The organism is Citrobacter sp. C1, from assembly GCF_014596895.2.
Taxonomy (GTDB): Bacteria; Pseudomonadota; Gammaproteobacteria; order Enterobacterales; family Enterobacteriaceae; genus Citrobacter; species Citrobacter gillenii.
This window is the reverse complement of the sequence record NZ_CP115035.1, coordinates 3,815,923-3,841,652: the sequence shown is the minus strand read 5'-3', so window position 1 is coordinate 3,841,652 and position 25,730 is coordinate 3,815,923. Positions and strand designations below refer to the sequence as shown.

General features: G+C 53.9%; 23 protein-coding genes and 1 other RNA gene. 17 read left to right on the top strand and 7 right to left on the bottom strand.

The features are described from left to right. The first annotated feature begins 203 nt into the window (after nucleotides 1-203). The 7 genes from clpP to IB214_RS18525 all read left to right on the top strand — a co-directional run bounded on the left by clpP (nucleotide 204) and on the right by IB214_RS18525 (nucleotide 8,480). Entirely contained in the window at nucleotides 204-827 is a 624-nt protein-coding gene (gene clpP, locus IB214_RS18555; protein WP_096758064.1) for an ATP-dependent Clp endopeptidase proteolytic subunit ClpP, read from the top strand. Between the two features lie 251 nt (nucleotides 828-1,078). Then, nucleotides 1,079-2,353, top strand: coding sequence for an ATP-dependent protease ATP-binding subunit ClpX (clpX, locus tag IB214_RS18550; protein ID WP_096758063.1), 1,275 nt, complete (start codon nucleotides 1,079-1,081; stop codon nucleotides 2,351-2,353). 187 nt (nucleotides 2,354-2,540) lie between these two features. Beyond that, the gene (lon, locus tag IB214_RS18545; protein ID WP_096758062.1) at nucleotides 2,541-4,895 is read left to right on the top strand and encodes an endopeptidase La; all 2,355 of its coding nucleotides are present in this window, start codon (nucleotides 2,541-2,543) and stop codon (nucleotides 4,893-4,895) included. Nucleotides 4,896-5,103: 208 nt separating this feature from the next. After that, complete coding sequence (gene hupB, locus IB214_RS18540; protein WP_003021629.1) at nucleotides 5,104-5,376, top strand: nucleoid-associated protein HU-beta; 273 nt, start codon at nucleotides 5,104-5,106, stop codon at nucleotides 5,374-5,376. 203 nt (nucleotides 5,377-5,579) lie between these two features. Next, nucleotides 5,580-7,454: a peptidylprolyl isomerase gene (gene ppiD / locus IB214_RS18535; RefSeq protein ID WP_096758061.1), complete on the top strand. Its 1,875-nt coding sequence runs from the start codon at nucleotides 5,580-5,582 to the stop codon at nucleotides 7,452-7,454. Between the two features lie 146 nt (nucleotides 7,455-7,600). Beyond that, on the top strand, nucleotides 7,601-7,975 hold the full coding sequence (locus IB214_RS18530; RefSeq protein ID WP_117342121.1) for a helix-hairpin-helix domain-containing protein: 375 nt from the start codon (nucleotides 7,601-7,603) through the stop codon (nucleotides 7,973-7,975). Between the two features lie 106 nt (nucleotides 7,976-8,081). Then, nucleotides 8,082-8,480 (top strand): YbgC/FadM family acyl-CoA thioesterase, encoded by a 399-nt coding sequence (locus tag IB214_RS18525; protein WP_117342122.1) that lies wholly within the window; start codon nucleotides 8,082-8,084, stop codon nucleotides 8,478-8,480. An 89-nt stretch (nucleotides 8,481-8,569) separates the two neighbouring features. Here IB214_RS18525 and queC read toward each other — a convergent pair whose 3' ends face one another. Next, entirely contained in the window at nucleotides 8,570-9,265 is a 696-nt protein-coding gene (gene queC, locus IB214_RS18520; protein ID WP_117342123.1) for a 7-cyano-7-deazaguanine synthase QueC, read from the bottom strand. Nucleotides 9,266-9,329: 64 nt separating this feature from the next. Next, nucleotides 9,330-11,030: an SgrR family transcriptional regulator gene (locus IB214_RS18515; RefSeq protein ID WP_117342124.1), complete on the bottom strand. Its 1,701-nt coding sequence runs from the start codon at nucleotides 11,028-11,030 to the stop codon at nucleotides 9,330-9,332. Between the two features lie 123 nt (nucleotides 11,031-11,153). Between IB214_RS18515 and cof the strand changes: the two genes are divergently transcribed. After that, nucleotides 11,154-11,972 (top strand): HMP-PP phosphatase, encoded by an 819-nt coding sequence (gene cof / locus IB214_RS18510; protein WP_117342125.1) that lies wholly within the window; start codon nucleotides 11,154-11,156, stop codon nucleotides 11,970-11,972. Between the two features lie 51 nt (nucleotides 11,973-12,023). On the opposite strand, the gene IB214_RS18505 is transcribed toward cof, so the two are convergent. Further along, complete coding sequence (locus IB214_RS18505; protein ID WP_219921364.1) at nucleotides 12,024-13,079, bottom strand: PLP-dependent cysteine synthase family protein; 1,056 nt, start codon at nucleotides 13,077-13,079, stop codon at nucleotides 12,024-12,026. A 112-nt stretch (nucleotides 13,080-13,191) separates the two neighbouring features. Between IB214_RS18505 and decR the strand changes: the two genes are divergently transcribed. From decR to amtB, 5 genes are all read left to right on the top strand, one after another. Next, nucleotides 13,192-13,650 (top strand): DNA-binding transcriptional regulator DecR, encoded by a 459-nt coding sequence (decR, locus tag IB214_RS18500; RefSeq protein ID WP_164496612.1) that lies wholly within the window; start codon nucleotides 13,192-13,194, stop codon nucleotides 13,648-13,650. A 44-nt stretch (nucleotides 13,651-13,694) separates the two neighbouring features. Then, nucleotides 13,695-15,467: a SmdA family multidrug ABC transporter permease/ATP-binding protein gene (locus IB214_RS18495; RefSeq protein WP_117342126.1), complete on the top strand. Its 1,773-nt coding sequence runs from the start codon at nucleotides 13,695-13,697 to the stop codon at nucleotides 15,465-15,467. After that, nucleotides 15,460-17,238 (top strand): SmdB family multidrug efflux ABC transporter permease/ATP-binding protein, encoded by a 1,779-nt coding sequence (locus IB214_RS18490; RefSeq protein WP_096758052.1) that lies wholly within the window; start codon nucleotides 15,460-15,462, stop codon nucleotides 17,236-17,238. Before IB214_RS18495 ends, IB214_RS18490 begins: the two co-directional genes overlap by 8 nt. A gap of 226 nt (nucleotides 17,239-17,464) precedes the next feature. Beyond that, nucleotides 17,465-17,803, top strand: a complete 339-nt coding sequence (gene glnK, locus IB214_RS18485; protein WP_096758051.1) for a P-II family nitrogen regulator — start codon at nucleotides 17,465-17,467, stop codon at nucleotides 17,801-17,803. 31 nt (nucleotides 17,804-17,834) lie between these two features. After that, complete coding sequence (gene amtB, locus IB214_RS18480; RefSeq protein WP_096758050.1) at nucleotides 17,835-19,121, top strand: ammonium transporter AmtB; 1,287 nt, start codon at nucleotides 17,835-17,837, stop codon at nucleotides 19,119-19,121. A 74-nt stretch (nucleotides 19,122-19,195) separates the two neighbouring features. Here amtB and tesB read toward each other — a convergent pair whose 3' ends face one another. Further along, nucleotides 19,196-20,056, bottom strand: a complete 861-nt coding sequence (gene tesB, locus IB214_RS18475) for an acyl-CoA thioesterase II (protein WP_115259224.1) — start codon at nucleotides 20,054-20,056, stop codon at nucleotides 19,196-19,198. Nucleotides 20,057-20,268: 212 nt separating this feature from the next. Here tesB and IB214_RS18470 point away from each other — a divergent pair, with 212 nt between their 5' ends. Next, nucleotides 20,269-20,838, top strand: a complete 570-nt coding sequence (locus IB214_RS18470) for a YbaY family lipoprotein (protein WP_115259223.1) — start codon at nucleotides 20,269-20,271, stop codon at nucleotides 20,836-20,838. Nucleotides 20,839-20,869: 31 nt separating this feature from the next. On the opposite strand, the gene IB214_RS18465 is transcribed toward IB214_RS18470, so the two are convergent. Next, complete coding sequence (locus IB214_RS18465; RefSeq protein ID WP_096758047.1) at nucleotides 20,870-21,181, bottom strand: MGMT family protein; 312 nt, start codon at nucleotides 21,179-21,181, stop codon at nucleotides 20,870-20,872. Nucleotides 21,182-21,343: 162 nt separating this feature from the next. On the opposite strand from IB214_RS18465, the gene ffs reads away from it, so the two are divergent. Then, nucleotides 21,344-21,440, top strand: an RNA gene (gene ffs / locus IB214_RS18460) — signal recognition particle sRNA small type. 50 nt (nucleotides 21,441-21,490) lie between these two features. On the opposite strand, the gene IB214_RS18455 is transcribed toward ffs, so the two are convergent. Then, nucleotides 21,491-22,918: a PLP-dependent aminotransferase family protein gene (locus IB214_RS18455; protein WP_117342127.1), complete on the bottom strand. Its 1,428-nt coding sequence runs from the start codon at nucleotides 22,916-22,918 to the stop codon at nucleotides 21,491-21,493. Nucleotides 22,919-23,006: 88 nt separating this feature from the next. On the opposite strand from IB214_RS18455, the gene IB214_RS18450 reads away from it, so the two are divergent. Both IB214_RS18450 and IB214_RS18445 read left to right on the top strand, forming a co-directional pair. Next, entirely contained in the window at nucleotides 23,007-23,618 is a 612-nt protein-coding gene (locus tag IB214_RS18450; protein WP_117342128.1) for a hypothetical protein, read from the top strand. Between the two features lie 82 nt (nucleotides 23,619-23,700). Then, nucleotides 23,701-24,054: a DUF1428 family protein gene (locus IB214_RS18445; RefSeq protein WP_115259217.1), complete on the top strand. Its 354-nt coding sequence runs from the start codon at nucleotides 23,701-23,703 to the stop codon at nucleotides 24,052-24,054. A 53-nt stretch (nucleotides 24,055-24,107) separates the two neighbouring features. On the opposite strand, the gene IB214_RS18440 is transcribed toward IB214_RS18445, so the two are convergent. Beyond that, on the bottom strand, nucleotides 24,108-25,661 hold the full coding sequence (locus IB214_RS18440; RefSeq protein WP_117342129.1) for an EAL domain-containing protein: 1,554 nt from the start codon (nucleotides 25,659-25,661) through the stop codon (nucleotides 24,108-24,110). Nucleotides 25,662-25,730: the final 69 nt, after the last annotated feature.

Here is a 25,730-nt window from a genome sequence, read left to right as displayed (position 1 = left end):
TTCCGGTGGCGGGTTTTTTTTTGTCACGCATTTTGCATGGGAAGGGTGCGAAAACAGCGTTTCAGTGTTAGCGTTACAACAAAAGATTGTTATGCTTGAATTATGGCGATGTCGTACCCATTACTGAGGGACTAGCTGATAATCCGTCCATAAGGTTACAATCAGCACAGCAGGTTTTTTCAAATTTTATCCAGGAGACGGAAATGTCATACAGCGGCGAACGAGATAACTTTGCACCCCATATGGCGCTGGTGCCGATGGTCATTGAACAGACCTCACGTGGCGAGCGCTCTTTTGATATCTATTCTCGTCTACTTAAGGAACGCGTCATTTTTCTGACCGGCCAGGTCGAAGACCATATGGCTAACCTGATCGTGGCGCAGATGCTGTTCCTGGAAGCGGAAAACCCAGAAAAAGATATCTACCTGTACATCAACTCCCCGGGTGGGGTAATTACCGCAGGGATGTCTATCTATGACACCATGCAGTTTATTAAGCCGGACGTTAGCACCATTTGTATGGGCCAGGCGTGCTCAATGGGCGCGTTCCTGTTGACTGCAGGGGCAAAAGATAAACGCTTCTGCCTGCCTAACTCTCGCGTCATGATCCACCAGCCTCTGGGCGGTTACCAGGGCCAGGCAACGGATATTGAAATTCATGCCCGTGAAATCCTTAAAGTGAAAGGGCGCATGAATGAACTTATGGCGCATCATACGGGTCAATCGCTTGAGCAGATTGAACGTGACACCGAGCGCGATCGCTTCCTCTCTGCTTCTGAAGCAGTAGAGTACGGTCTGGTCGACTCGATTTTGACCCATCGTAATTGATGCCCAGGACGCAAGTGTGTCGCTATACACTTCATCCTTCACGCTACCTCTTTGTTGGCTGCCAGCGCTCCCCCCAGTTACTTACTTATGTAAGCGCCTGGGGAGTCGCTTAGTTGCCGCCTCGATGTAGCTCGAATGATTTTGTGTATATACTAATGAAGGGCGGCACAACGCTGACAAGCGGCTTGCGCCTGAGAATGGCATTTGCGTCGTCGTGTGCGGCACAAAGAACAAAGAAGAGGTTTTGACCCATGACAGATAAACGCAAAGATGGCTCGGGCAAATTGTTGTACTGCTCTTTTTGCGGCAAAAGCCAGCATGAAGTGCGCAAGCTGATTGCCGGACCATCCGTGTATATCTGCGACGAATGTGTTGATTTATGTAATGACATCATTCGCGAAGAGATTAAGGAAGTCGCACCGCATCGTGAACGCAGTGCGCTGCCGACGCCGCATGAAATTCGCAACCACCTGGACGATTACGTTATCGGTCAGGAGCAGGCGAAGAAAGTGCTGGCGGTCGCGGTATACAACCATTACAAACGTCTGCGCAACGGCGACACCAGCAATGGCGTCGAGTTGGGCAAAAGTAACATCCTGCTGATCGGCCCGACGGGTTCCGGTAAAACGCTGCTGGCTGAAACGCTGGCGCGCCTGCTGGACGTTCCGTTCACTATGGCCGACGCCACCACCCTGACCGAAGCAGGTTATGTGGGTGAGGACGTTGAAAATATCATTCAGAAATTGTTGCAGAAGTGCGATTACGACGTACAGAAAGCGCAGCGCGGTATTGTCTATATTGATGAGATCGACAAGATTTCGCGTAAATCAGACAACCCGTCCATCACGCGTGATGTTTCCGGCGAAGGCGTACAGCAAGCGCTGTTGAAACTGATCGAAGGTACGGTTGCTGCTGTGCCTCCGCAGGGCGGACGTAAACATCCGCAGCAGGAGTTCTTGCAGGTTGATACCTCTAAGATCCTGTTTATCTGTGGCGGTGCATTTGCCGGTCTGGATAAGGTGATTGCTAACCGTGTTGAAACCGGCTCCGGCATTGGTTTTGGCGCGACGGTAAAAGCCCAGTCTGATAAAGCCAGCGAAGGTGAACTGCTGTCGCAGGTTGAGCCGGAAGATCTGATCAAATTTGGTCTGATCCCTGAGTTCATCGGACGTCTGCCGGTGGTGGCAACGTTGACCGAGCTGAGTGAAGATGCGCTGATCCAAATCCTGAAAGAGCCGAAAAACGCCCTGACCAAGCAGTATCAGGCGTTGTTCAATCTTGAAGGCGTGGATCTGGAATTCCGTGACGAAGCGCTAGATGCTATCGCCAAGAAAGCGATGGCGCGTAAAACCGGTGCTCGTGGTCTGCGTTCTATCGTTGAAGCTGCACTGCTCGACACCATGTACGATCTGCCTTCTATGGAAGACGTCGAAAAAGTGGTTATCGACGAGTCCGTTATCGGTGGTCAGAGCAAGCCATTACTGATTTACGGTAAGCCGGAAGCGCAGCAGGCATCTGGCGAATAATTAACCATTTTATACAATCGGTTAATCAAAAAGGGGGGATTTTATCTCCCCTTTTATTTTTCCGTAAACATGGCGTTGAATGTGTGGGAAACATCCCCATATACTGACATACATGTTAAAGGTGGTAATAAGAAGCACAGCAATGCCACCTGATTACCTGGCGGACACTAAACTAAGAGAGAGCTCTATGAATCCTGAGCGTTCTGAACGCATTGAAATCCCCGTATTGCCGTTGCGCGATGTGGTGGTTTATCCGCACATGGTCATACCCTTATTTGTAGGGCGGGAAAAATCTATCCGTTGTCTGGAAGCGGCCATGGACCATGATAAAAAAATCATGCTGGTCGCACAGAAAGAAGCATCAACGGATGAGCCGGGTGTAAACGATCTTTTCACCGTCGGGACCGTGGCCTCTATTTTGCAGATGCTGAAACTGCCTGACGGCACCGTAAAGGTGCTGGTCGAGGGGTTACAGCGCGCGCGTATTTCTGCGCTGTCTGATAACGGTGAGCATTTCTCTGCGAAAGCGGAGTACCTTGATTCGCCGGCCATTGATGAGCGCGAACAGGAAGTGCTGGTGCGTACCGCAATCAGCCAGTTCGAAGGCTATATCAAGCTGAACAAGAAAATCCCACCAGAAGTGCTGACGTCGCTTAATAGCATTGACGATCCTGCACGCCTGGCGGACACCATCGCTGCGCACATGCCACTAAAACTGGCGGATAAGCAGTCCGTGCTGGAGATGTCAGACGTTAACGAACGTCTGGAATATCTGATGGCAATGATGGAATCTGAAATCGATCTGCTGCAGGTTGAGAAGCGTATTCGCAACCGCGTGAAAAAGCAGATGGAGAAGTCCCAGCGTGAGTACTATCTGAACGAGCAAATGAAAGCCATTCAGAAAGAACTCGGCGAGATGGACGACGCGCCGGATGAAAACGAAGCGCTGAAACGTAAAATCGACGCGGCGAAAATGCCGAAAGAGGCAAAAGAGAAAGCGGAAGCAGAACTGCAGAAGCTGAAAATGATGTCTCCGATGTCGGCAGAAGCGACCGTGGTTCGCGGCTACATCGACTGGATGGTGCAGGTACCGTGGAACGCGCGTAGCAAGGTCAAAAAAGACCTGCGTCAGGCGCAGGAGATCCTCGATACCGATCATTATGGTCTGGAGCGCGTGAAAGACCGCATCCTTGAGTATCTTGCGGTTCAAAGCCGAGTCAACAAAATCAAGGGGCCGATCCTGTGCCTGGTAGGGCCGCCGGGGGTGGGTAAAACCTCTCTGGGGCAGTCCATTGCTAAAGCGACCGGGCGTAAATACATCCGTATGGCGCTGGGTGGCGTGCGTGACGAAGCGGAAATCCGCGGTCACCGCCGGACCTATATCGGTTCAATGCCGGGCAAACTGATCCAGAAAATGGCCAAGGTGGGCGTTAAAAACCCGCTGTTCCTGCTCGATGAGATCGACAAAATGTCTTCCGACATGCGTGGCGATCCGGCGTCCGCACTGCTTGAAGTGCTGGATCCCGAACAGAACGTGGCGTTCAGCGATCACTACCTGGAAGTGGACTACGATCTCAGCGACGTGATGTTTGTTGCGACCTCTAACTCCATGAACATTCCGGCACCGCTGCTGGATCGTATGGAAGTGATCCGTCTGTCCGGTTATACCGAAGACGAGAAGCTGAATATTGCTAAACGCCACCTGCTGCCGAAGCAGATTGAGCGTAACGCGCTGAAAAAAGGTGAACTGACGGTCGACGATAGCGCCATTGTGGGCATTATTCGTTACTACACCCGTGAAGCGGGCGTGCGTAGTCTGGAGCGTGAAATCTCCAAACTGTGCCGCAAAGCGGTGAAACAACTATTGCTTGATAAGTCACTGAAACATATCGAGATCAATGGCGATAACCTGCACGACTACTTGGGTGTGCAGCGCTTTGACTACGGCCGTGCGGACAACGAAAACCGCGTAGGTCAGGTCACTGGTCTGGCGTGGACTGAAGTGGGTGGCGATCTGCTGACCATCGAAACCGCCTGTGTGCCGGGTAAAGGCAAGCTGACCTACACCGGTTCTCTGGGCGAAGTGATGCAGGAATCCATTCAGGCAGCGCTGACCGTGGTACGCGCACGTGCGGAGAAACTGGGTATTAACCCGGACTTCTACGAAAAACGTGATATTCACGTTCACGTCCCTGAAGGGGCAACGCCGAAAGATGGTCCAAGCGCAGGTATTGCTATGTGTACCGCACTGGTATCGTGCCTGACCGGTAACCCGGTTCGTGCGGATGTTGCCATGACCGGCGAGATCACCCTGCGTGGTCAGGTTTTGCCGATCGGTGGTTTGAAAGAAAAACTGCTGGCAGCACACCGTGGTGGTATCAAAACGGTCTTAATTCCTGATGAAAACAAACGTGACCTGGAAGAGATTCCGGACAACGTTCTCGCCGATCTGGACATCCATCCGGTGAAGCGCATTGAGGAAGTTCTGACTCTGGCACTGCAAAACGAACCTTCAGGTATGCAGGTTGTGACGGCAAAATAGTGACCTCGCGCAAAGAGCGTCAATAAAAACAGGGCTGGCAGGCCATTTCGGGCTTGCCAGCCTTTTTTTGTATAGCTAATTTAGATGACGGATTAGGCTTGCCATCATTAACGGGTGTTGTAAGGGCATGGCAGGCCTGATATAACTGCTGCGCGTTCGCACTTTGAAGGATTCAGGTGCGATATAAATTATAAAGAGGAAGAGAAGAGTGAATAAATCTCAACTGATCGACAAAATTGCTGCAGGGGCTGATATCTCTAAAGCTGCGGCTGGACGTGCGTTAGATGCAATTATTGCTTCTGTTACCGAATCCCTGAAAGAAGGTGATGACGTAGCGCTGGTAGGTTTTGGTACTTTTGCCGTTAAAGAGCGTGCTGCCCGTACTGGTCGCAACCCGCAAACTGGTAAAGAGATCACTATCGCCGCGGCTAAAGTACCGGGTTTCCGTGCAGGTAAAGCACTGAAAGACGCGGTAAACTAAGTGATTCCCCCTTTGGGGATGTGACTAAGTACAAGGGCGCATCAACAGATGTGCCTTTTTTATTTGTGATTCCGGGACTTTCTACGTGTTGTGGGCTGACAATCGCCCCTGTTTCTTGTCACAATAGACCTTTCCACGCAGCGTTCAGAAAACGCTATGCTGCGTGAGGTATACAGTCACCTACAGCGGAGTGTGGTTACACCATGATGGACAGCTTACGCACGGCTGCTAACAGTCTCGTGCTCAAGATTATTTTCGGTATCATTATCGTGTCGTTCATTTTGACCGGCGTGAGTGGTTACCTGATTGGCGGAAGCAACAACTACGCCGCAAAAGTGAATGGCCAGGAAATTAGCCGCGGGCAGTTTGAGAATGCGTTTAACAGTGAACGTAATCGCATGCAGCAGCAGCTGGGCGATCAGTTCTCTGAGCTGGCGGCGAATGAAGGCTACATGAAAACGCTGCGTCAGCAGGTGCTGAATCGTCTGGTAGACGAAGCGCTGCTGGACCAATACTCTCGCGAACTGAAGCTCAGCATCAGCGATGAGCAGGTTAAACAGGCTATCCTCTCAACGCCTGCTTTCCAGGTTGACGGTAAATTTGATAACAACCGCTATAACGCAATTGTAAATCAGATGGGGATGACCGCAGACCAGTATGCTCAGGCGCTGCGTAACCAGCTCACCACCCAGCAGTTGATCAACGGCGTAGCCGGGACAGAGTTCATGCTGAAGGGTGAAACGGACGAACTGGCGGCGCTGGTTGCACAGCAGCGTATCGTGCGTGAAGCGACTATTGACGTCAACGCACTTGCAGCGAAACAGTCGGTGACTGAGCAGGAAGTTGCCAGCTACTACGAGCAGAATAAAAACCACTTTATGATGCCGGAGCAGTTCCGTGTGAGCTACATCAAGCTGGATGCTGCAGCTATGCAGGAAACAGCCAGCGATGCGGATATTCAGTCTTATTATGACCAGCATCAGGATCAGTTCACTCAACCGCAGCGTAATCGCTACAGCATCATCCAGACCAAAACGGAAGATGAAGCCAAAGCGGTACTGGATGCGCTGAACAAAGGTGGTGATTTTGCCGCCCTGGCGAAGGAAAAATCCGCCGACATTATCTCTGCCCGTAACGGCGGTGATATGGGATGGCTGGAAGAATCCACCACGCCAGAAGAGCTGAAGAATGCGGGTCTGAAAGAAAAAGGCCAACTGTCAGGCGTGATCAAGTCTTCTGTGGGTTTCCTGGTTGCTCGTCTTGATGATGTCCAGCCAGCGCAGGTTAAACCGCTGAGCGAAGCACGTGACGAGATTGCGGCGAAAGTGAAGCAGGAAAAAGCGCTGGATGCCTACTATGCGCTGCAGCAGAAAGTCAGCGATGCGGCAAGCAACGATAACGAATCCCTCGCGGGGGCTGAGCAGGCAGCGGGTATGAAAGCCGTTGAAACAGGCTGGTTTAGCCGTGACAGCCTGCCTGAAGAGCTGAATTTCAAACCGGTTTCAGACATCATTTTCAATGGTGGCCTGGTTGGTGAGAATGGCACTCCGGGCAGCAACTCTGACATCATCACCGTGGATGGCGATCGCGCGTTTGTGCTGCGTATTGCTGAGCACAAAGCGGAAGCTGTTAAGCCGCTGGCTGAAGTGAAAGATCAGGTAACCGCGCTTGTTAAGCATAACAAAGCAGAGCAGCAAGCGAAGCTGGATGCCGACAAACTGCTGGCTGCGCTGAAAGCCGGTAAAGGCGATGAAGCAATGAAAGCGGCAGGTCTGAGTTTTGGTGAAGCGAAAACCCTGAGCCGTACAGGTCAGGATCCGCTGAGCCAGGCGGCGTTTGGTCTGGCGCTGCCGGCGAATGACAAGCCGAGCTACGGCGTAGCGAACGATATGCAGGGCAACGTTGTTCTGCTGGCGCTCGACGCGGTGAAAGCGGGTTCAATGCCAGAAGAGCAGAAGAAAGCAATGGTTCAGGGGATTACTCAGAACAACGCGCAGATTGTCTTCGAAGCGCTGATGAGTAACCTGCGTAAAGCGGCAAAAATTAAAGTCGGTGACGCGCTGGAACAGCAGCAATAATCGAGACGCTTCGCAAAAAATTGCAAAAAGTTGTATACACCAAAGGCCGCTTTCGCGGCCTTTTCCATTTCTGAATTTTGCCATTTGTCTGCCGTTCTCCACCTCGCTATCGTGATTCCACTGTTAACAAACAAGGAGAAAACAGTATGAAACATGGAATCAAAGCACTGCTTATCACCCTTTCATTAACCTGTGCTGGCGTGAGCCAAAGTATTCTGGCCGCGGAACCGGTCGCTAAAAGCCAGGCAGTCCAGACCAAAGCAGAGGGGGCGGGTGCGGCGCATAGCAAAGCAACGGTACCGACGAAAGCCAGCGATGATGAAGGCACCAGGGTAAGCATCAATACCGCGTCGGCGGAGGATTTAGCGCGGGTCATGAATGGTGTCGGGCTAAAGAAAGCGCAGGCGATTGTCAGCTATCGGGAGGAGTACGGGCCGTTTAAAACGGTTGATGACTTAAAACAGGTGCCGGGAATGGGCAGTTCACTGGTGGAGCGTAACCTGGCTGTTTTAACACTTTAATAACTTGCAGAGCGCTGAAAATTTGCCAGACTGTAGAGGTCATACCAGTTATGGCCTCCTTATCCTCAAGTCTATTCCTATAAAAACAAATTAGGGTTCCTGCGCTATGCAAACACAAATCAAAGTTCGTGGTTTTCATCTCGATGTCTATCAACATGTTAACAATGCCCGCTACCTTGAGTTTCTGGAAGAAGCCCGCTGGGACGGTCTGGAAAACAGTGATAGCTTCCACTGGATGACCGCGCACAACATCGCTTTTGTGGTGGTTAACATTAATATCAACTACCGGCGCCCCGCCGTGCTGAGTGATCTGCTGACCGTCACCAGTCAGGTACAACAGTTAAATGGCAAAAGCGGTGTGTTAAACCAGACCATCACGTTAGAGCCGGAAGGGCAGGTAGTGGCCGATGCGTTGATTACCTTCGTCTGTATCGATTTAAAAACGCAGAAAGCGCTGCCGCTGGAAGGGGAGTTGCGCGAAAAGCTGGAGCAGATGGTGAAGTAAGGGAAGATTGCCGGGCCTGCAAATGATACCGATTTGTAGGCCGGATAAGACGCATTAGCGTCGCCATCCGGCATTATCATCGCAATAAATTACTTTAACCCGGTTTTCTGCTTCATGGCCGCCATCACTGCCGGTTTATCCGCCAGATAATGTTTCAGGCCGTTGGCACGCAGGTTACAGGCGGCACACTGGCCGCAACCGTCGCCCTTAACGCCGTTATAGCAAGTCAGCGTCTCTTCACGCACCAGATCCAGCTTGCCCCAGTAGTCGGCCAGTGCCCAGGTTTCGGCTTTATCAAGCCACATCAACGGGGTTTCAAAGCGGATATCTTTTGCCATGCCCAGACTTACGGCATGATTCAGCGCTTTGACAAACTCATCGCGACAATCAGGATAGCCGGAGAAATCGGTCTCGCAAACGCCAGTAATGACCGCTTCCGCTTGCACCTGATATGCATAAATCGCCGTCAGCGTTAAGAACAAAATATTACGTCCGGGCACAAAGGTGTTGGGAATACCGTTGGCTTCCGGTTCGTAATCCGGTACCGGAATGTTATCGCGGGTCAAGCTACTGACCGCCAGTTCGCTAAGCAGCGTGACGTCGAGAACTTTGTGTGCGCGTGCGCCGAGTTTTAAGGCCAGGTCACGTGCGACATCAATCTCAGCGCGATGGCGCTGACCATAATCAAAGGTCACACAGTGCACTTCATCATATTGATGCAGCGCCTGCGCCAGACAGGTGGTGGAGTCCTGACCTCCACTAAATACGACAACGGCACGTTTCATGGTTTTTCCTGACAAATAACGAAAACCCTATGGTAGCGCCTGGGCGCGGCGTCGACCAGCTTCTTCACGATGAAGGCGGCGGCAGCCAGGCCTCGGTGAATTCAAACCAGCCTCTGGGGTTGAGCCGCACGCCGTTGACGCCCGGTGGGGCGCTAATGCGGTAATGGTAATTAAACAGCGGCGTTAGCGTGGCGTCATTCATCAGGTTAGTGAAAACCTGCTGTAACGCCGCGTGACGATGATCCTCATTAGCCTGGGTTTGCAGCGCATCCAGCGTGGCCTGTAGATGAGAGAATGCCGGGGCATCCAGAACATGCGGCCAGAGCTGATCGCAGCGTAGCCACTGTTCAAGTGTATATTCTGGTGCTTCGCCAATCAGACGGTCGCCCATCATCAGGTCGGCCTGGGCCAGAGGATGGTCACCGTCCCAGTTCTTGGCATTGTGAAAAATCAGCGTTAACTCGCAGCCCAGCGTTGCCAGTACCTGGCGAAGCTGTTCGGCCATGGCGTGCAACTCTACTGGCAGGTGATATACCAGCGTCAGTTTTTCCGGCAGGGCCACTTCATCCAACTGATCCCATTGCGGAATGGTCCACCCTGGCAGCAGCGCATTGCTTGGGGTAATCAGATTCTCTTCCACCTCAAGCGTCTGCAACAGGGAAGAGCGGTGGATGATATTGACCAGCCGACGCGCCTGAAGCACGTTCAGTCGTGCGCTTTTCCTGAGGGTTAAATAACAAAATCCGAGGCTGATCCCGCTACTGACCTGGCTAAGCATCGGCAGTTCCTCAGGCTTGCCAATGGCAATTTGCACCGGATGGCGGCAGCTGGTACCCAGATCCTGGTCGAAAAGCTGCGGTGTTATCCAAAATTCAATGGCTTTCAGCAACGGGTGGCTGAGGTGATAGTGGTCATGGCTCTCGATACGGACCAGTTCCGGTGTAAACAGCGTCAGCCTAAACGGACCGGTGCCGACGAGCGGCTGTTCCGGGTGCGCCAGATGACTGCTGTAGCTGGCCAGACGGTGTGCCAGCCAGAAGTCGGGGCGATGTAAAATAAACGTCAGGCATTGAGGGTGAGTCACCTCAATACGCTTCACGCTGATAAATAATTTATTGAGCGCGGGCAGCTCCAGCAGCTGTTGCAGGCGTTGATGTAGCTGCGAGGTGCTGAGCACGTCACCGTTATGCCAGTGCAGCGTGGAGCGAATATAGAAATCCCAGCGCAGGCCGTCGGCGGAGATATCCCAGTGGTGGGCCAAATCACCGCAGGGACGCTGGGTCGTACTGTCAAAACGGGTCAGTCCGGAGAAGACTTGCCCGGCAAGATGTTGTTCGGCACGGCCGGGGAGAAAGCCGGGGCGGAGGGGATCAAGTGGGCGATAGTAGGGAATACGCAGGGTTGGCGTATCGTTATGCCACTGGCCGCCCATAAACGGCTGCAGCAGCGTTCTTAATTCTCCGGGAGCCAGCTGCGCCAGCTCCAGCACGCTACGCTGTTCTCCCTTTTGCAACGCCTGCTCCATCATCGTATTGCGCAGCGAGTCGGGCGTGACCAAAAAGCGCAATTGTCCCCGTTTTCCGCGTCCTGAGCGTGCTTCCCATACCAGCCAGCCCGCCTCCTGTGCCTGGCGTAGCAGCGTACGGACATGGCGCTCGCTGCAAAAACAGCGTTCAGCCAGTTCGCCGACGGTGACCGACTGCGGCTCTCCGTTTGAGGGCAGCCAGAGGCGTTGGTACTGATTCAATCGATTCAAAAGTCGCATTTGCACTTCATCCTTCGGGCAACATAAACCCGGAACAATTCGTTTTATCTATTCACTATTACTTCCGTATATCTCAGGTGATACTGAACCACAAGTTAACCGCGTCACAGTGTGGAGAAAGAAATGGCTCGTCTGACTGCATTTGATATGGATGGCACCCTGCTGATGCCGAATCACCATTTAGGTGACGAAACACTCTCGACGCTGGCGCGCCTGCGTGAACGCGACATCACCCTGACGTTTGCCACTGGCCGCCATGTGCTGGAGATGCGTCATATCTTAGGGACCCTCTCGCTGGACGCATTTTTGATAACGGGTAACGGGACGCGTATTCATTCGCTGGAAGGGGACGTACTGCATCGTCAGGATCTGGCACCCGAGGCAGCAGATATCGTCCTGCATCAGAAGTGGGATACCCAGGCCAGCATGCATGTCTTCAATGACAATGGATGGTTCACCGGGCAGGAGATCCCGTCGATCCTCAAGGCGCATGTGTACAGCGGATTCCGTTATCAGGTCGTGGATGTGAAGCGTATCCCCGCGCATCAGGTGACGAAGATCTGCTTCTGCGGCGATCATGACGACCTGATACGCCTGCGCATTCAATTGAATGAGGCGCTGGGTGAGCAGGCAAATCTCTGTTTTTCCGCCGTAGACTGTCTTGAAGTGTTGCCGCTGGGCTGTAACAAAGGCTCCGCGCTGGCGGTACTGAGCGACCATTTAGGTTTTTCTATGGCTGAGTGCATGGCATTTGGTGACGCGATGAACGATCGCGAGATGCTGGGCAGCGTGGGGCGAGGTTTGATTATGGGCAACGCCATGCCGCAATTAATTGCTGAGCTTCCTGATTTACCGGTGATTGGACATTGTCGCAATCAGGCGGTATCGCACTTTTTAACACATTGGCTGGATAATCCGCATCTACCTTATTCCCCCGAATGAGAGATCCCTTCCAGCAAGCCAGACCATTAGGTCTGGCTTTTTTTTGCCGGTTTACTGGGTATTCAGCAGTTGGGCGATTTCCGCTTTCCATGGTGTCAAATCGCCAATATGCGCATTAACCCACTCTGGGTTGTAGTAGGTCTCAAGATAACGTTCGCCGCTGTCGCACAGTAGCGTTACCAGTGAACCTGTCTCTCCAGCTTCACGCATGCGGGCGGCAAGTTGCAGCGTACCCCACATATTGGTCCCGGTTGAAGCACCGACTTTGCGGCCCAACTGCGTTTCCAGCCAGTGCGCGGTAGCGACGCTGGCGGCATCCGGCACGCGCAGCATTTCATCAACCACGTCCGGAATGAAAGAGGGCTCGACGCGCGGGCGACCGATACCTTCGATTTTACTGCCCACCGGGCTGCGTAATGTGGCGTCACGCGCCTGCCAGTATGGCAGAAAAACAGAGTTTTCCGGATCGACCACCATCAGCCTGGTGTCGTAACCCTGGCAGCGAATGTAGCGCCCAATGGTTGCTGACGTGCCGCCGGTTCCGGCGCTCATCACAATGTGGCGGGGAACGGGATGTGGCTCGCATGACATCTGGCGGAAGATACTGTCGGCAATATTGTTATTGCCGCGCCAGTCGGTAGCGCGCTCGGCGTAGGTGAACTGATCCATATAATGGCCGTTGAGTTCACGGGCCAGCTGTTCAGACGCGGCATAAATTTCGCAGGCGCTTTCCACGAAATGGCAGCGACCGCCGTAAAACTCAATCTGCTCAACTTTGCGTTTTGCCGTGCAGGACGGCATGACGGCGATAAACGGTAGCCCCAGCAGGCGGGCGAAATAGGCTTCAGAAACCGCCGTGGAGCCGGAAGACGACTCAATAATGGTGGTGCCTTCTTTGATCCAACCATTGCACAGTCCGTACAGGAACAGTGAACGCGCCAGTCGATGTTTCAGGCTACCGGTCGGATGGGTACTTTCATCTTTCAGGTACAGCTGAATTCCCGGGAACGCCGGAAGTGACAGGCGGATAAGATGAGTATCTGCGGAGCGTTGATAATCCGCATTGATTTCATTGATGGCGTTTTTAACCCAGGAGCTATTCATCATTAATATCCATTTGTCATTTTGTGCCTAGAGTAACGAAAAGCACGGAAAAAATTGTTGCCATTTAGCCTTTAAAATAGAATGTAGGGAGAAAATTCTTCTCTGTGGAGTGGATATGTTAGACAAAATTGACCGCAAGCTGCTCAGCTTGCTGCAACAGGATTGCACCCTTTCTTTGCAGGCACTCGCAGATGCCGTTAATCTGACAACCACCCCCTGCTGGAAACGACTCAAGCGACTTGAGGATGATGGTGTTCTGCTTGGCAAAGTCGCGCTGCTGGATCCCGAAAAGCTGGGACTTGGGTTAACGGCCTTTGTGCTGATCAAAACGCAGCATCACAGCAGTGAATGGTACTGTCGCTTTGTGACCGAAGTGACCGGGATGCCAGAGGTACTGGGATTCTGGCGCATGGCCGGGGAGTATGACTACCTGATGCGAGTGCAGGTCGCCGACATGAAACGCTATGATGACTTCTACAAACGGCTGGTGAACAGCGTGCCGGGGTTGTCGGACGTTACCTCAAGCTTTGCGATGGAACAGATTAAATACACAACTGCTCTACCTATTGAATAATTCTCCCGGCGCTCATTGTCGGAAATCATGTCAGGACATAACGCGTGCGATTATTTGCTCAATTAAGCTGGTACTTTCGCCGGGAGTGGCGTCGCTACCTCGGGGCAGTGGCCCTGCTTATCATCATCGCTATCCTTCAACTTATTCCGCCTAAAGTGGTCGGAATTATTGTTGATGGCGTGACGGCTCAACGCTTCACGACCGAACGCCTGCTTATGTGGGTTGGCACAATTGCGCTGATTGCGGTGGTGGTCTATTTGCTGCGCTACGTCTGGCGCGTGCTGCTGTTTGGGGCATCCTACCAGCTGGCAGTAGAACTGCGCGAAGATTATTACCGTCAGTTGAGCCGTCAACATCCTGAATTTTATCTGCGCCATCGCACGGGCGATCTGATGGCGCGCGCCACCAACGATGTTGACCGGGTGGTGTTCGCCGCCGGAGAAGGTGTGCTGACGTTGGTCGACTCGCTGGTGATGGGCTGTGCGGTGCTTATCGTCATGTCTACGCAAATAAGCTGGGAGTTGACGCTATTTGCCTTGCTACCGATGCCGGTGATGGCGCTGATGATTAAGCGTTACGGCGATCGGCTTCATAATCGCTTTAAGCAGGCGCAGGCGGCATTCTCCAGTCTCAACGATCGTACTCAGGAGAGCCTGACCAGCATTCGCATGATTAAAGCCTTTGGTCTGGAGGACCGGCAGTCGGCCTTATTTGCCGCAGATGCGCAGGATACCGGTAAGAAAAATATGCGCGTCGCGCGCATCGACGCCCGCTTCGATCCCACCATTTATATCGCTATTGGTATGGCGAACCTGCTGGCGATTGGCGGTGGAAGCTGGATGGTGGTTCACGGTTCGCTGACGCTCGGTCAGCTGACCAGCTTTATGATGTATCTCGGTCTGATGATTTGGCCGATGCTGGCGTTGGCGTGGATGTTTAATATCGTCGAGCGCGGTAGCGCTGCCTACAGCCGTATTCGCGCCATGTTGGCGGAAGCTCCCGTGGTTAATGATGGCACGGAACCCGTGCCGGAAGGGCGCGGGGAACTGGCGGTTGCGATTCGTGAATTCAGCTACCCGCTGATGGCGCGCCCGACGTTGGAAAACGTTAATTTCCAGCTTAAACCTGGACAGATGCTGGGTATTTGTGGGCCGACCGGTGCGGGAAAAAGTACCATTCTGTCGCTGATCCAGCGCCACTTTGATATTACCCAGGGCGACGTGCGCTTTCATGACATTCCGCTGACGCGCTTACAGCTTGATAGCTGGCGCAGTCGGCTGGCGGTTGTTAGCCAGACGCCGTTTCTGTTTTCGGACACCGTCGGCAACAACATTGCACTTGGACGCCCGCAGGCGACGCAGGTCGAAATCGAACATGTGGCGCGCCTCGCCAGCGTGCATGAGGATATTTTACGTTTGCCGCAGGGATATGACACCGAAGTGGGCGAGCGGGGCGTGATGCTCTCGGGCGGGCAAAAACAGCGAATTTCTATTGCCCGCGCGCTGCTGCTTAATGCGGAAATTCTGATTCTTGACGATGCGCTGTCGGCGGTAGACGGCCGTACCGAACATCAGATCCTGCATAACCTGCGCCAGTGGGGCGAGGGAAGAACGGTTATTATCAGCGCCCACCGCTTGTCGGCGCTGACGGAAGCCAGCGAGATTATCGTGATGCAGCACGGACATATTGCCCAGCGTGGCGACCATGACACGCTGGTCCAGCAACCCGGTTGGTACCGCGATATGTATCGCTATCAGCAGCTGGAAGCGGCGCTGTCTGATGCCCCTGCGTTAAATGAGGAGGCGGCGAATGCGTAGTTTTGGGCAATTATGGCCGACGCTGAAACGGCTGCTGCGCTATGGTTCACCGTGGCGAAAACCACTGGGCATTGCGGTGGTGATGCTGTGGGTGGCGGCGGCGGCAGAAGTCAGCGGTCCGCTGCTGATAAGCTACTTTATTGATAACATGGTGGCGAAAAACAATTTGCCGTTGGCGATGGTGGCTGGTCTGGTTGCGGCTTATGTCGGTCTGCAACTGCTGGCGGCGGGACTGCACTATGCGCAGTCACTGTTGTTTAACCAGGCTGCCGTCGGTGTGGTGCAACAGCTACGCACGGATGTAATGGATGCTGCGCTGCGCCAACCGTTGAGTGAATTTGACATCCAGCCCGTCGGACAGCTTATCTCTCGTGTAACCAACGATACCGAAGTGATCCGCGACCTGTACGTGACGGTCGTGGCGACGGTACTGCGCAGTGCGGCTCTGATTGGTGCCATGCTGGTGGCGATGTTTAGCCTCGAATGGCGTATGGCGCTGGTGGCGATGGCTATATTCCCGGCGGTGATGGTGGTGATGGTGATTTATCAGCGCTACAGTACGCCGATTGTGCGCCGCGTTCGTGCCTATCTGGCCGATATCAATGATGGCTTCAATGAAGTCATTAACGGTATGAGCGTGATCCAACAGTTTCGTCAGCAGGCGCGCTTTGGGGAGCGCATGGGCGAGGCCAGCCGTTCGCACTATATGGCACGCATGCAGACCTTGCGGCTGGACGGTTTTTTACTGCGTCCGTTGCTGAGCCTGTTTTCCGCCCTGATCCTCTGCGGTTTACTGATGTTGTTCAGCGTGACCTCTGGCACGTCCATCGAGGTTGGCGTGCTGTATGCGTTTATCAGCTATCTCGGGCGTCTGAACGAGCCGCTGATTGAGCTGACGACCCAACAATCTATGCTGCAGCAAGCGGTTGTCGCCGGTGAGCGCGTCTTCGAACTGATGGACAGACCGCGTCAGCATTATGGCGATGATGATCAGCCGCTGAAGAGTGGCAACATTGAGGTTGATAACGTGTCATTTGCTTATCGCGATGACAATCTGGTGCTGAAAAATATTAGCCTGTCTGTGCCTTCACGCAGTTTTGTGGCGTTGGTTGGGCATACCGGTAGTGGCAAGAGTACGCTCGCCAGCCTGATGATGGGCTACTATCCGCTGACGCAAGGGGAGATCCGTCTGGACGGGCGCCCCCTCTCCTCGTTGAGTCACGGCGTCTTACGTCAGGGCGTCGCGATGGTGCAGCAGGATCCGGTTGTGATGGCGGACACCTTCCTGGCAAACGTCACGCTGGGCCGCGATATTTCTGAAGATCGAGTGTGGCAGGCGCTGGAGACCGTACAGCTGGCTGAGCTGGCACGCGGTCTGAGTGACGGTATTCACACCCGATTGGGCGAACAGGGCAATAATTTGTCCGTGGGGCAGAAACAGCTGCTGGCATTGGCGCGGGTTCTGGTTGAAACGCCGCAGGTACTGATTCTGGATGAAGCCACTGCCAGTATTGACTCCGGCACGGAGCAGGCCATTCAGCAGGCGCTGGCTGCTGTGCGCGAACACACTACGCTGGTGGTGATTGCCCATCGACTCTCCACGATCGTGGAAGCAGACACCATTCTGGTGCTGCACCGGGGGCAGGCCGTCGAGCGCGGCACACATCAGCAATTGCTGGCGGCGCAAGGCCGCTACTGGCAAATGTATCAGCTGCAACTGGCCGGTGAAGAGCTGGCGGCCAGTGCGCATGAGGATTCCATTATTGCCTGATGGCGCAGTGCGTTTCAGGCCTACGGCTAAATTGGTTCAAGAGGCATCAACAATCTGGTGCAAAAATGTAACGCACTATGCACCGTTATAGTGCGTTTTTTCTTTTTCTACCCCGGCCGCGCCCTGCGAGCCTGAATCACCCCGCGTTTTTCATTTCTGGCACACCCCTTGCAATATTCATCCTGTGTATCTGCAGCCACTACTGAATTCTGACTGGAGGGGATCTATGAAGCTGGTTACCGTGGTAATCAAACCGTTCAAACTGGAAGACGTCCGTGAAGCACTGTCTTCTATTGGTATTCAGGGGCTGACCGTCACCGAAGTGAAGGGCTTTGGTCGACAGAAAGGCCATGCCGAGTTGTATCGGGGAGCCGAATACAGCGTCAATTTTTTACCGAAGGTGAAGATTGATGTGGCGATTGCCGACGATCAGCTTGATGAGGTGATCGACGTCATCAGCAAGTCGGCCTATACCGGAAAAATTGGCGACGGCAAAATTTTTGTCGCCGAGCTGCAACGTGTGATTCGTATTCGTACCGGCGAAGCCGACGAAGCCGCACTGTAACTTCTGGCACACAGTGATAGGAAACCAAAAAATGAAGATAGCAACGATGAAAACGGGTATCGCTTCACTGGCACTGCTGCCGGGACTGGCGATGGCAGCGCCAGCCGTCGCGGACAAAGCTGATAACGCCTTTATGATGATATGTACCGCGCTGGTGTTGTTTATGACCATTCCGGGCATCGCGCTGTTTTACGGCGGTTTGATTCGTGGCAAGAACGTTCTGTCGATGCTGACGCAGGTGACGGTGACGTTTGCACTGGTCTGCATTTTATGGGTGGTGTATGGCTACTCGCTGGCCTTTGGCGAGGGGAATAGTTTCTTCGGCAACTTCAACTGGGTGATGCTGAAAAACATTGCCCTGACGGCGGTAACGGGGAGTTTCTACCAGTACATTCACGTTGCGTTCCAGGGCTCATTTGCTTGCATCACCGTTGGACTTATCGTTGGGGCGCTGGCTGAACGCATTCGCTTCTCTGCGGTACTGATTTTTGTGGTGGTATGGCTGACGCTGTCCTACATTCCGATTGCGCATATGGTCTGGGGTGGTGGTCTGTTGGCCTCCCATGGCGCGCTGGATTTTGCGGGCGGGACGGTGGTGCATATCAACGCCGCGATCGCCGGGCTGGTGGGTGCTTATCTGATTGGCAAGCGTGTGGGTTTTGGCAAAGAGGCTTTCAAACCGCATAACCTGCCGATGGTCTTTACCGGGACCGCAATTCTCTACATCGGCTGGTTTGGTTTTAACGCAGGTTCTGCTGGGACGGCAAATGAAATCGCTGCACTGGCCTTTGTGAATACCGTGGTGGCGACCGCTGCTGCCATTCTCGGCTGGATCTTCGGTGAGTGGGCGCTGCGCGGTAAACCGTCGCTGCTGGGGGCGTGTTCTGGTGCCATTGCGGGCCTGGTTGGCGTGACCCCTGCTTGTGGTTACATTGGCGTCGGCGGTGCGTTGATCATCGGGGCAATTGCCGGTCTGGCGGGACTGTGGGGCGTGACGATGCTGAAGCGTTTTCTGCGCGTTGATGACCCGTGCGATGTGTTCGGTGTGCACGGCGTTTGCGGCATTGTCGGCTGTCTTCTGACGGGGGTGTTCGCCGCCAGTTCGCTGGGTGGCGTAGGCTTTGCTGAGGGCGTGACCATGGGGCATCAGGTGCTGGTGCAGCTCGAAAGCGTGGCGATTACCATTGTCTGGTCCGGCGTGGTGGCCTTCATCGGCTATAAGCTGGCGGACATGACGGTAGGGCTGCGCGTACCGGAAGAGCAGGAGCGCGAAGGGCTGGATGTGAACAGCCACGGTGAAAACGCCTACAACGCTTGATATTTCACTCTGCCGGATGGCGCTAAACGCTTATCCGGCCTACGACAGATGTAGTCTGTAGGCCGGATAAGACATCAGTTGCGATTGCGCATCACCCCTTCCTGTACGGTAGAGGCAACCAGCACACCGTCCTGTGTATAAAATTCCCCGCGCACAAAGCCCCGTGCACCGGAGGCAGAGGTGCTCTCGACGTTATACAGCAACCACTCATTGATATTGAAAGGACGATGGAACCACATCGAATGGTCGATAGTGGCTATCTGAATCCCTTTCTCCAAAAAACCAATTCCGTACGGCTGTAGCGCCACAGGCAGGAAGTTCAGGTCGGAGGCGTAACCCAGCAGATACTGATGCACGCGTAGGTCGTCCTGCACCGTACCGTTGGCGCGGATCCACACCTGGCGTGCCGGTTCGGCGACATGGCCTTTGAGCGGGTTATGAAACTCCACCGGACGCACTTCCAGTGGGCGGTCATTGATAAATTTCTCTTTCAACAGCGGCGGTAGCAGATGCGCCACTGAACGGGCAATTTCGGTTTCGGATTTCAGCGCGTCGGGCCCGGGTGCGTGCGGCATGGTTTTTTGATGTTCAAAGCCATCTTCCGGCGCCTGAAAAGAGGCGGTCATGTAGAAAATGGGCTTTCCGTTCTGGATGGCGGCAATGCGGCGAGCGCTGAAACTGTTACCATCGCGCAGCACTTCGACATCGTAAATTATCGGTTTTTGGCTATCGCCCGGACGTAAAAAGTAGCTGTGAAAGGAGTGCACCAGCCGCTCTTCCGGCACGGTTTCTTTAGCGGCATACAGCGCCTGTCCGACGACCTGCCCGCCAAAAACCTGGCGTAATCCTAAGTCTTCACTTTGGCCGCGAAAGAGTCCTTCTTCAATTTTTTCCAAATTCAACAATGTCAGCAAACTTTTTAGTGCCAGACTCATAGGTGCTCTCCAGGTCATGTCGATGTCGCAGCGAAGTAGGCAGAGTATAACGCAATTTTGAAAGTGGTCCGATGGGTGCAATTGTCTGAATTACCGGTCGATTGCAGGCAAAAATAGCTACTTTGTGCCACACTTAGTCACGTTATGTTTTTGTTAACCACTCTTCTGGCGAGGAAAGTTCTCGCTGGTGCATTGACGATAAGGAGAATTTAATGAAACTCGTGCACATGGTAAGTGGTTTAGCCGTTGCGGTCGCGCTGGCGGCCTGTGCTGATAAAAGTGCAGATATTCAGACACCTGCGCCAAGCCCTACTACGTCAATTGCTGACACACAGTCAAAAATTCAACAGCCGAATGTTTCTGGTACGGTGTGGATCCGCCAGAAAGTTGCGCTGCCACCGGATGCCGTACTGACCGTCACACTGTCGGACGCTTCGCTGGCGGATGCCCCGTCAAAAGTTCTGTCGCAAAAAGCGGTGCGTACTGAAGGGAAGCAGGCGCCATTTAGCTTTGTGCTGCCGTTTAACCCGGCAGATATTCAGCCGAACGCCCGTATTTTGTTGAGTGCAGCCATTATGGTGAACGACAAACTGGTGTTTATTACGGACACCGTGCAGCCGGTTATCAACCAGGGCGGTACCAAGGCCGATCTGACGCTGGTTCCTGTTCAGCAGACGGAAGTTCCGGTTCAGGCCAGCGGTGGTGCGGCAACTACGGTGCCGTCAACGTCTCCCACGCAGGTGAATCCGTCTTCAGCCGTCCCTGCACCTACGCAGTACTAAGACTGGCATAACCCTCTCCGCCAGGGGAGGGTTAATACACCCAGCGATAACGTTGTAAATCGATGTGCCCACTTCCCGAAACCACCACCCCTTCAGCCAGCAATGCCTGACGCTGGCGCTGTAGATCCGGCCCGGTCAGCGATATAGCACCATGGCGATTGACGACTCGATACCACGGCAGGGTGCTGCCTTCGGGAAGCCGTTTGAGGACGCCGCCGACCTGACGCGCTGCGCGCGGAGATCCGGCAAGTCTGGCGACATCACCATAGGTAGTGACGAATCCTTCGGGGATTGCGGCGACAATTTGCCAGACGCGTTGGGGGAAAGAGTCTTGTATATCCATCAGTTATTCCTGCGCTAATTCCCCAGCATAATCTGGAATGGCGGGTGAGTGAAGCCGCATTGCACAAGAAAACAGCATCTGGTGCTGGATGGGTTGCAATTACACGGTGCAGCAGTGATAATGCGCCTGCGCGTTGGTTAACAACGCTCTCAATGGGGGCTCTGTTGGTTCTCCCGCAACACTACTCTGTTTACCAGGTCAGGTCCGGAAGGAAGCAGCCAAGGCAGATGACGTGTGTGCCGGGATGTAGCTGGCAGGGCCCCCACCCAATTCTGCCGTTCGGCAATCTTTTTCACCTTTCCTCGTCACTTAGATTATTTTACGTATTTTCCCATGACTTGCCTGTGAACGCAGAGTGTCCCAGATCGGCTGCAATGTGTTGAAGGCGGCGCGCATCGTGTCATCCGGCAGCGCGAAGGGCATGCGTAAGAAACGATCGAATGAACCCGCTAACCCAAAGCGCGTTCCGGTACCTAACTGAATACCGGCGCTGTCGGCGCGAGTGGCAAACAGCGTCGCCAGCGTATCGGGCAATTCTACCCAGAAAGATAACCCGCCCTGCGGTTGGGTAAATTGCCATTCCGGGAAATGCGATCGCATCAGAGTATGGCACTGGTCGCGTCTGGCGGTGAGCAGTTGTCTTCTGTCCGGGAGAAACTGCGCGGCGTTATCCAGCAGCCAGCCGGTAGCGAGCTGTTCCAGCACCGGTGAGCCTAAATCGAACGTGTCGCGGGTTTGCACCAGTGCGGCAATAGTCCGTGATGACGCCCGCACCCAGCCAAGACGTAATCCTCCCCAGAAACTTTTACCGGCAGACCCCAACATAATGATGGGTGCATCGCGATTGAAGGCGGCGAGCGGCGGTGGTGGCGGGGCGTCATACCACAGATTGACCATGGTTTCGTCCACCACCAGCGTGGTGTGCGTTTTGGCGGCGATATCGGCCACCACTTGGCGTGTGGCGGCGTCCATGCAACGTCCGGTAGGATTGTGAAAATCCGGCATCAGGTAGGCCATGCGTGGGGCGGTTTGTGCGATGGTGGCGACAAGACCCGCAGTATCCCATCCCTGTTCAGGCAGCGACACCCCCACGGGTCGGCAGGAGGCCCCCTGAATCGCCGCAATAGCGAGCGGGTAAGTAGGATGATCAACCACTACGCGATCGCCTGGACCGGTAAGCAACCGCAGGATCAGCGCCAGCCCGCTGACTGCACCATTGACCACCATAACCTCATCCGGCTGCGTGGGTAATCCGCGTTCGCAGTAATGCCGGGCAATGGATTCGCGCAAAGACGGTAGCCCCTGGGGCAGATACCCGGAACTTAATAGATGCTGCGGTATGGCAAACAGCGCCTGCTGGTAAGCCTGATGAATTTCGGGACCTGCGCTGAGCGCGGCGGTGGACAGATCGAGTGCGGTACCGGTGACGGTGCGAGTCGGTACATGGCGAATATGTTCCGGCAGGATCACCCGTGAGCCGCTACCCTGGCGGCTTTCCAGATATCCTTCTTCCCGCAGCTGTGCCATTGCGCTGGCGATAGTTGTTCGGCTGACTTCCAGCACCGTAGCAAGTTCGCGCTCGCCGGGAAGCCGGCTATCCAGCGCCAGCCGGCCATCCAGTATCAGCAGACGCAAGGCTTCGGCCAGCTGTCGCCAGATTGGGGTACGTGAGGGACTCTCCTGCCAGTGCCCGAGCAGGCGCTGGAGAGACTGACTTCCATAACGGCGAGATGACATTGCAGTCCACTTTTTGGAAACTGGTCATTAATCATAGTGCCAATTGCGTTGAAGATGAAGACTGTCTGCGCAGGGAGAGGAGAAAAGCATGCTGCGTCGTTTACTGCAATTGTTTATCGGGCTGATGCTTTACGGCGTGTCGACGGCGATGTTTGTGCGTGCGGATTTAGGCGCTGATCCCTGGAACGTTTTTCATCTGGGTGTGGCAAATCTGTTGTCGATGAACATCGGCTTGGTGATTATTGTCGTGGGCGTATTGGTCCTGTTGGCATGGATCCCACTACGCCAGCGTCCGGGGTTTGGCACATTGAGTAATGTCATTATGATTGGGCTGGCGGCTGATGTGGCGCTGATGGTGATCCCGGGATTTGAATCCCTGTTTGCCCGCAGCGGTCTGTTGGTATCTGCGGTGATACTGAACGCCTTAGCGACCAGTCTGTATATCGGTGCGGGGTTCGGTGCTGGCCCACGAGATGGTCTGATGACCGGCATTCACGCGCGTACCGGTTGGCCGGTGAGGCGAATTCGAACGGCCATCGAAGTGTCGGTGTTGCTTATCGGTTGGCTACTCGGGGGAACCCTGGGCGTTGGTACGTTGCTGTATGCACTGGCGATTGGTCCGCTCATTCAGCTTTGCCTGCCGTGGTTTCGGTATCAGCCGCAGTCACGCATTCGGGTTCGGAATGAACCTACGGCATGATCGCGGGCTGACGACTAAACTTAATCTCGACTGACGCGGCCAGAATTGGCTTGCCGCGCAGTAAACTTCGGAGGCTTTTCTCATGAAGTATGTTGATGGTTTTGTGGTTGCCGTACCCGCTGAAAACAAGGAGGCGTATATCGCGATGGCGGCAAAAGCGGCTCCGCTTTTCAAGGAGTTCGGTGCATTGCGCGTGGTGGAATGCTGGGCAGACGATGTCCCTGACGGCAAATTGACCGATTTTCGCATGGCGGTAAAAGCGCAGGATCATGAAGAAGTGGTATTCAGCTGGATTGAGTATCCTTCAAAAGAAGTCCGTGACGCGGCGAATCAGAAGATGATGTCCGATCCCCGAATGAAGGAATTTGGCGAATCGATGCCCTTTGATGGCAAGCGCATGATCTACGGTGGATTCTCGCCCATTATGGATGACTGACGTGACTGGCTGTGCGGCGTGCCGCCAGCCATCTCAATCTTTTCGCATGTCGGCTACAGTCGTGTCTCCGCCCACAGGATAAACTCTGCCTTTGGCAATGCCTTACTGTATAGCCAGCCCTGGCCGTACTGCACGCCATGCTGTCGTAGCCACTCTTCCTGATTTTTCGTCTCGATACCTTCTGCCACCATTTCCAGCTTCAGCGTTTTTGCGATCTCGATAATATGCGGCGTCACGTTGTTGTATCCCAACGCATCCACGAACGATTTATCGATCTTCAAAATATCGACATCCAGATCCTGCAAGTAACTGAGACTGGAATAACCGGTGCCAAAATCATCAATGTAAATCGAATGGCCTGCCTGGCGGTACTTGGCGATGAACGGAGCGCTGGTTTTCGGATCGGCAAAGGCGCGTTCTGTGAGTTCGAGTGCAATTTGCGACGGGTTTATCTGATAGTGATTCACCTTCCGGCTGAGCAGACCTGGCAGCGTTTCTGATGTCAGATTATCGGCTTCAAGATTGATGGAGATATGCTGCTCCGGATGGTGATGAAGCCATTTGCCCAGATCGTCAAACACGCTTTCGATAATCAGGCGAGTGAGAGGGGTTGTCAGGCCGGTCTGCTGTGCCAGCGCGACGAAAATCTCTGGTGAGAGAAAACTGCCATCGGGCTGCGGCCAACGGGCCAGCGCTTCGGCACCTACCACTTTCCCGGTACGAAGAGAAATGATCGGCTGATAGTACACCTTAATTTCACGGCGCTGGATAGCCTCCTGCAACTGATGATGGGGAGACTGCAAACGACGTAAAATACGCAGAACAAAGGCGGCGGTCAGCAGACCGATAAGAATTCCCGCCGGGAGCCAGATAAGCGCCTGTCGGTGCCATATTTTTTTCAGCGGCAGCGTAGATGCCCAGCTGACGACGGTAATACCTAATGCAGGGAAGGGGCGGGCGTTGTAAATAACGCCCTCTTTTTGCAAATGCGTAGTGGCATTATCTTGTTGAAAATTTTGCAAAATATCTTCTGGTAGCGTTCCGCTACTGGTGACAATCCTGCTTTTATCGGCGCCAATAATGGCGACATCAATCGGCCACGAACCAAACGGAACAACGTCAATGAACGTGGCGGGATCGACCATCACCACATAGTTTTCGCTGCCTAATGCAGCCATAAAACGCTGGATACCTAAGTCGTTATCCGTGGTTAACCAGGCACGGTAGCCATCCTCGGTGACTTTCATCGCCGCAGGGAAGGCGACAGCACGGCTTTTATTCTCGAGGGAAGAGCATTGCGGGACGTTGTCCTTGAGGTACACCACTTCCTGAATGTAACGATAGCTGTATGACAAACGACGCATTTCCAGTAAATGTTTCGTTCCGCAAGGTTCTCCCTTGAAGGTCTCAATCTGGCGTAATGCTTTTTTCGCCTGCTCGCCGACCCTTTCTGTGCGCAAAGCAACCCGGCTGGTGTAAGAATCAAGCTCGTCCATAAATTTAGTTTCAACCTGACGATACGCCAGCCACAGACTCAAACCCACTGGCGCAAGGATGGACAGAATCAGTATTCCGGTCACCAGGCCGATCAAATGTCGTGTTGTCACAGTGATATCCTTATTTACACAGCGTAGGGAAAGTATATCCGAAAGTGAAAAATCTATTCGAATGACCTA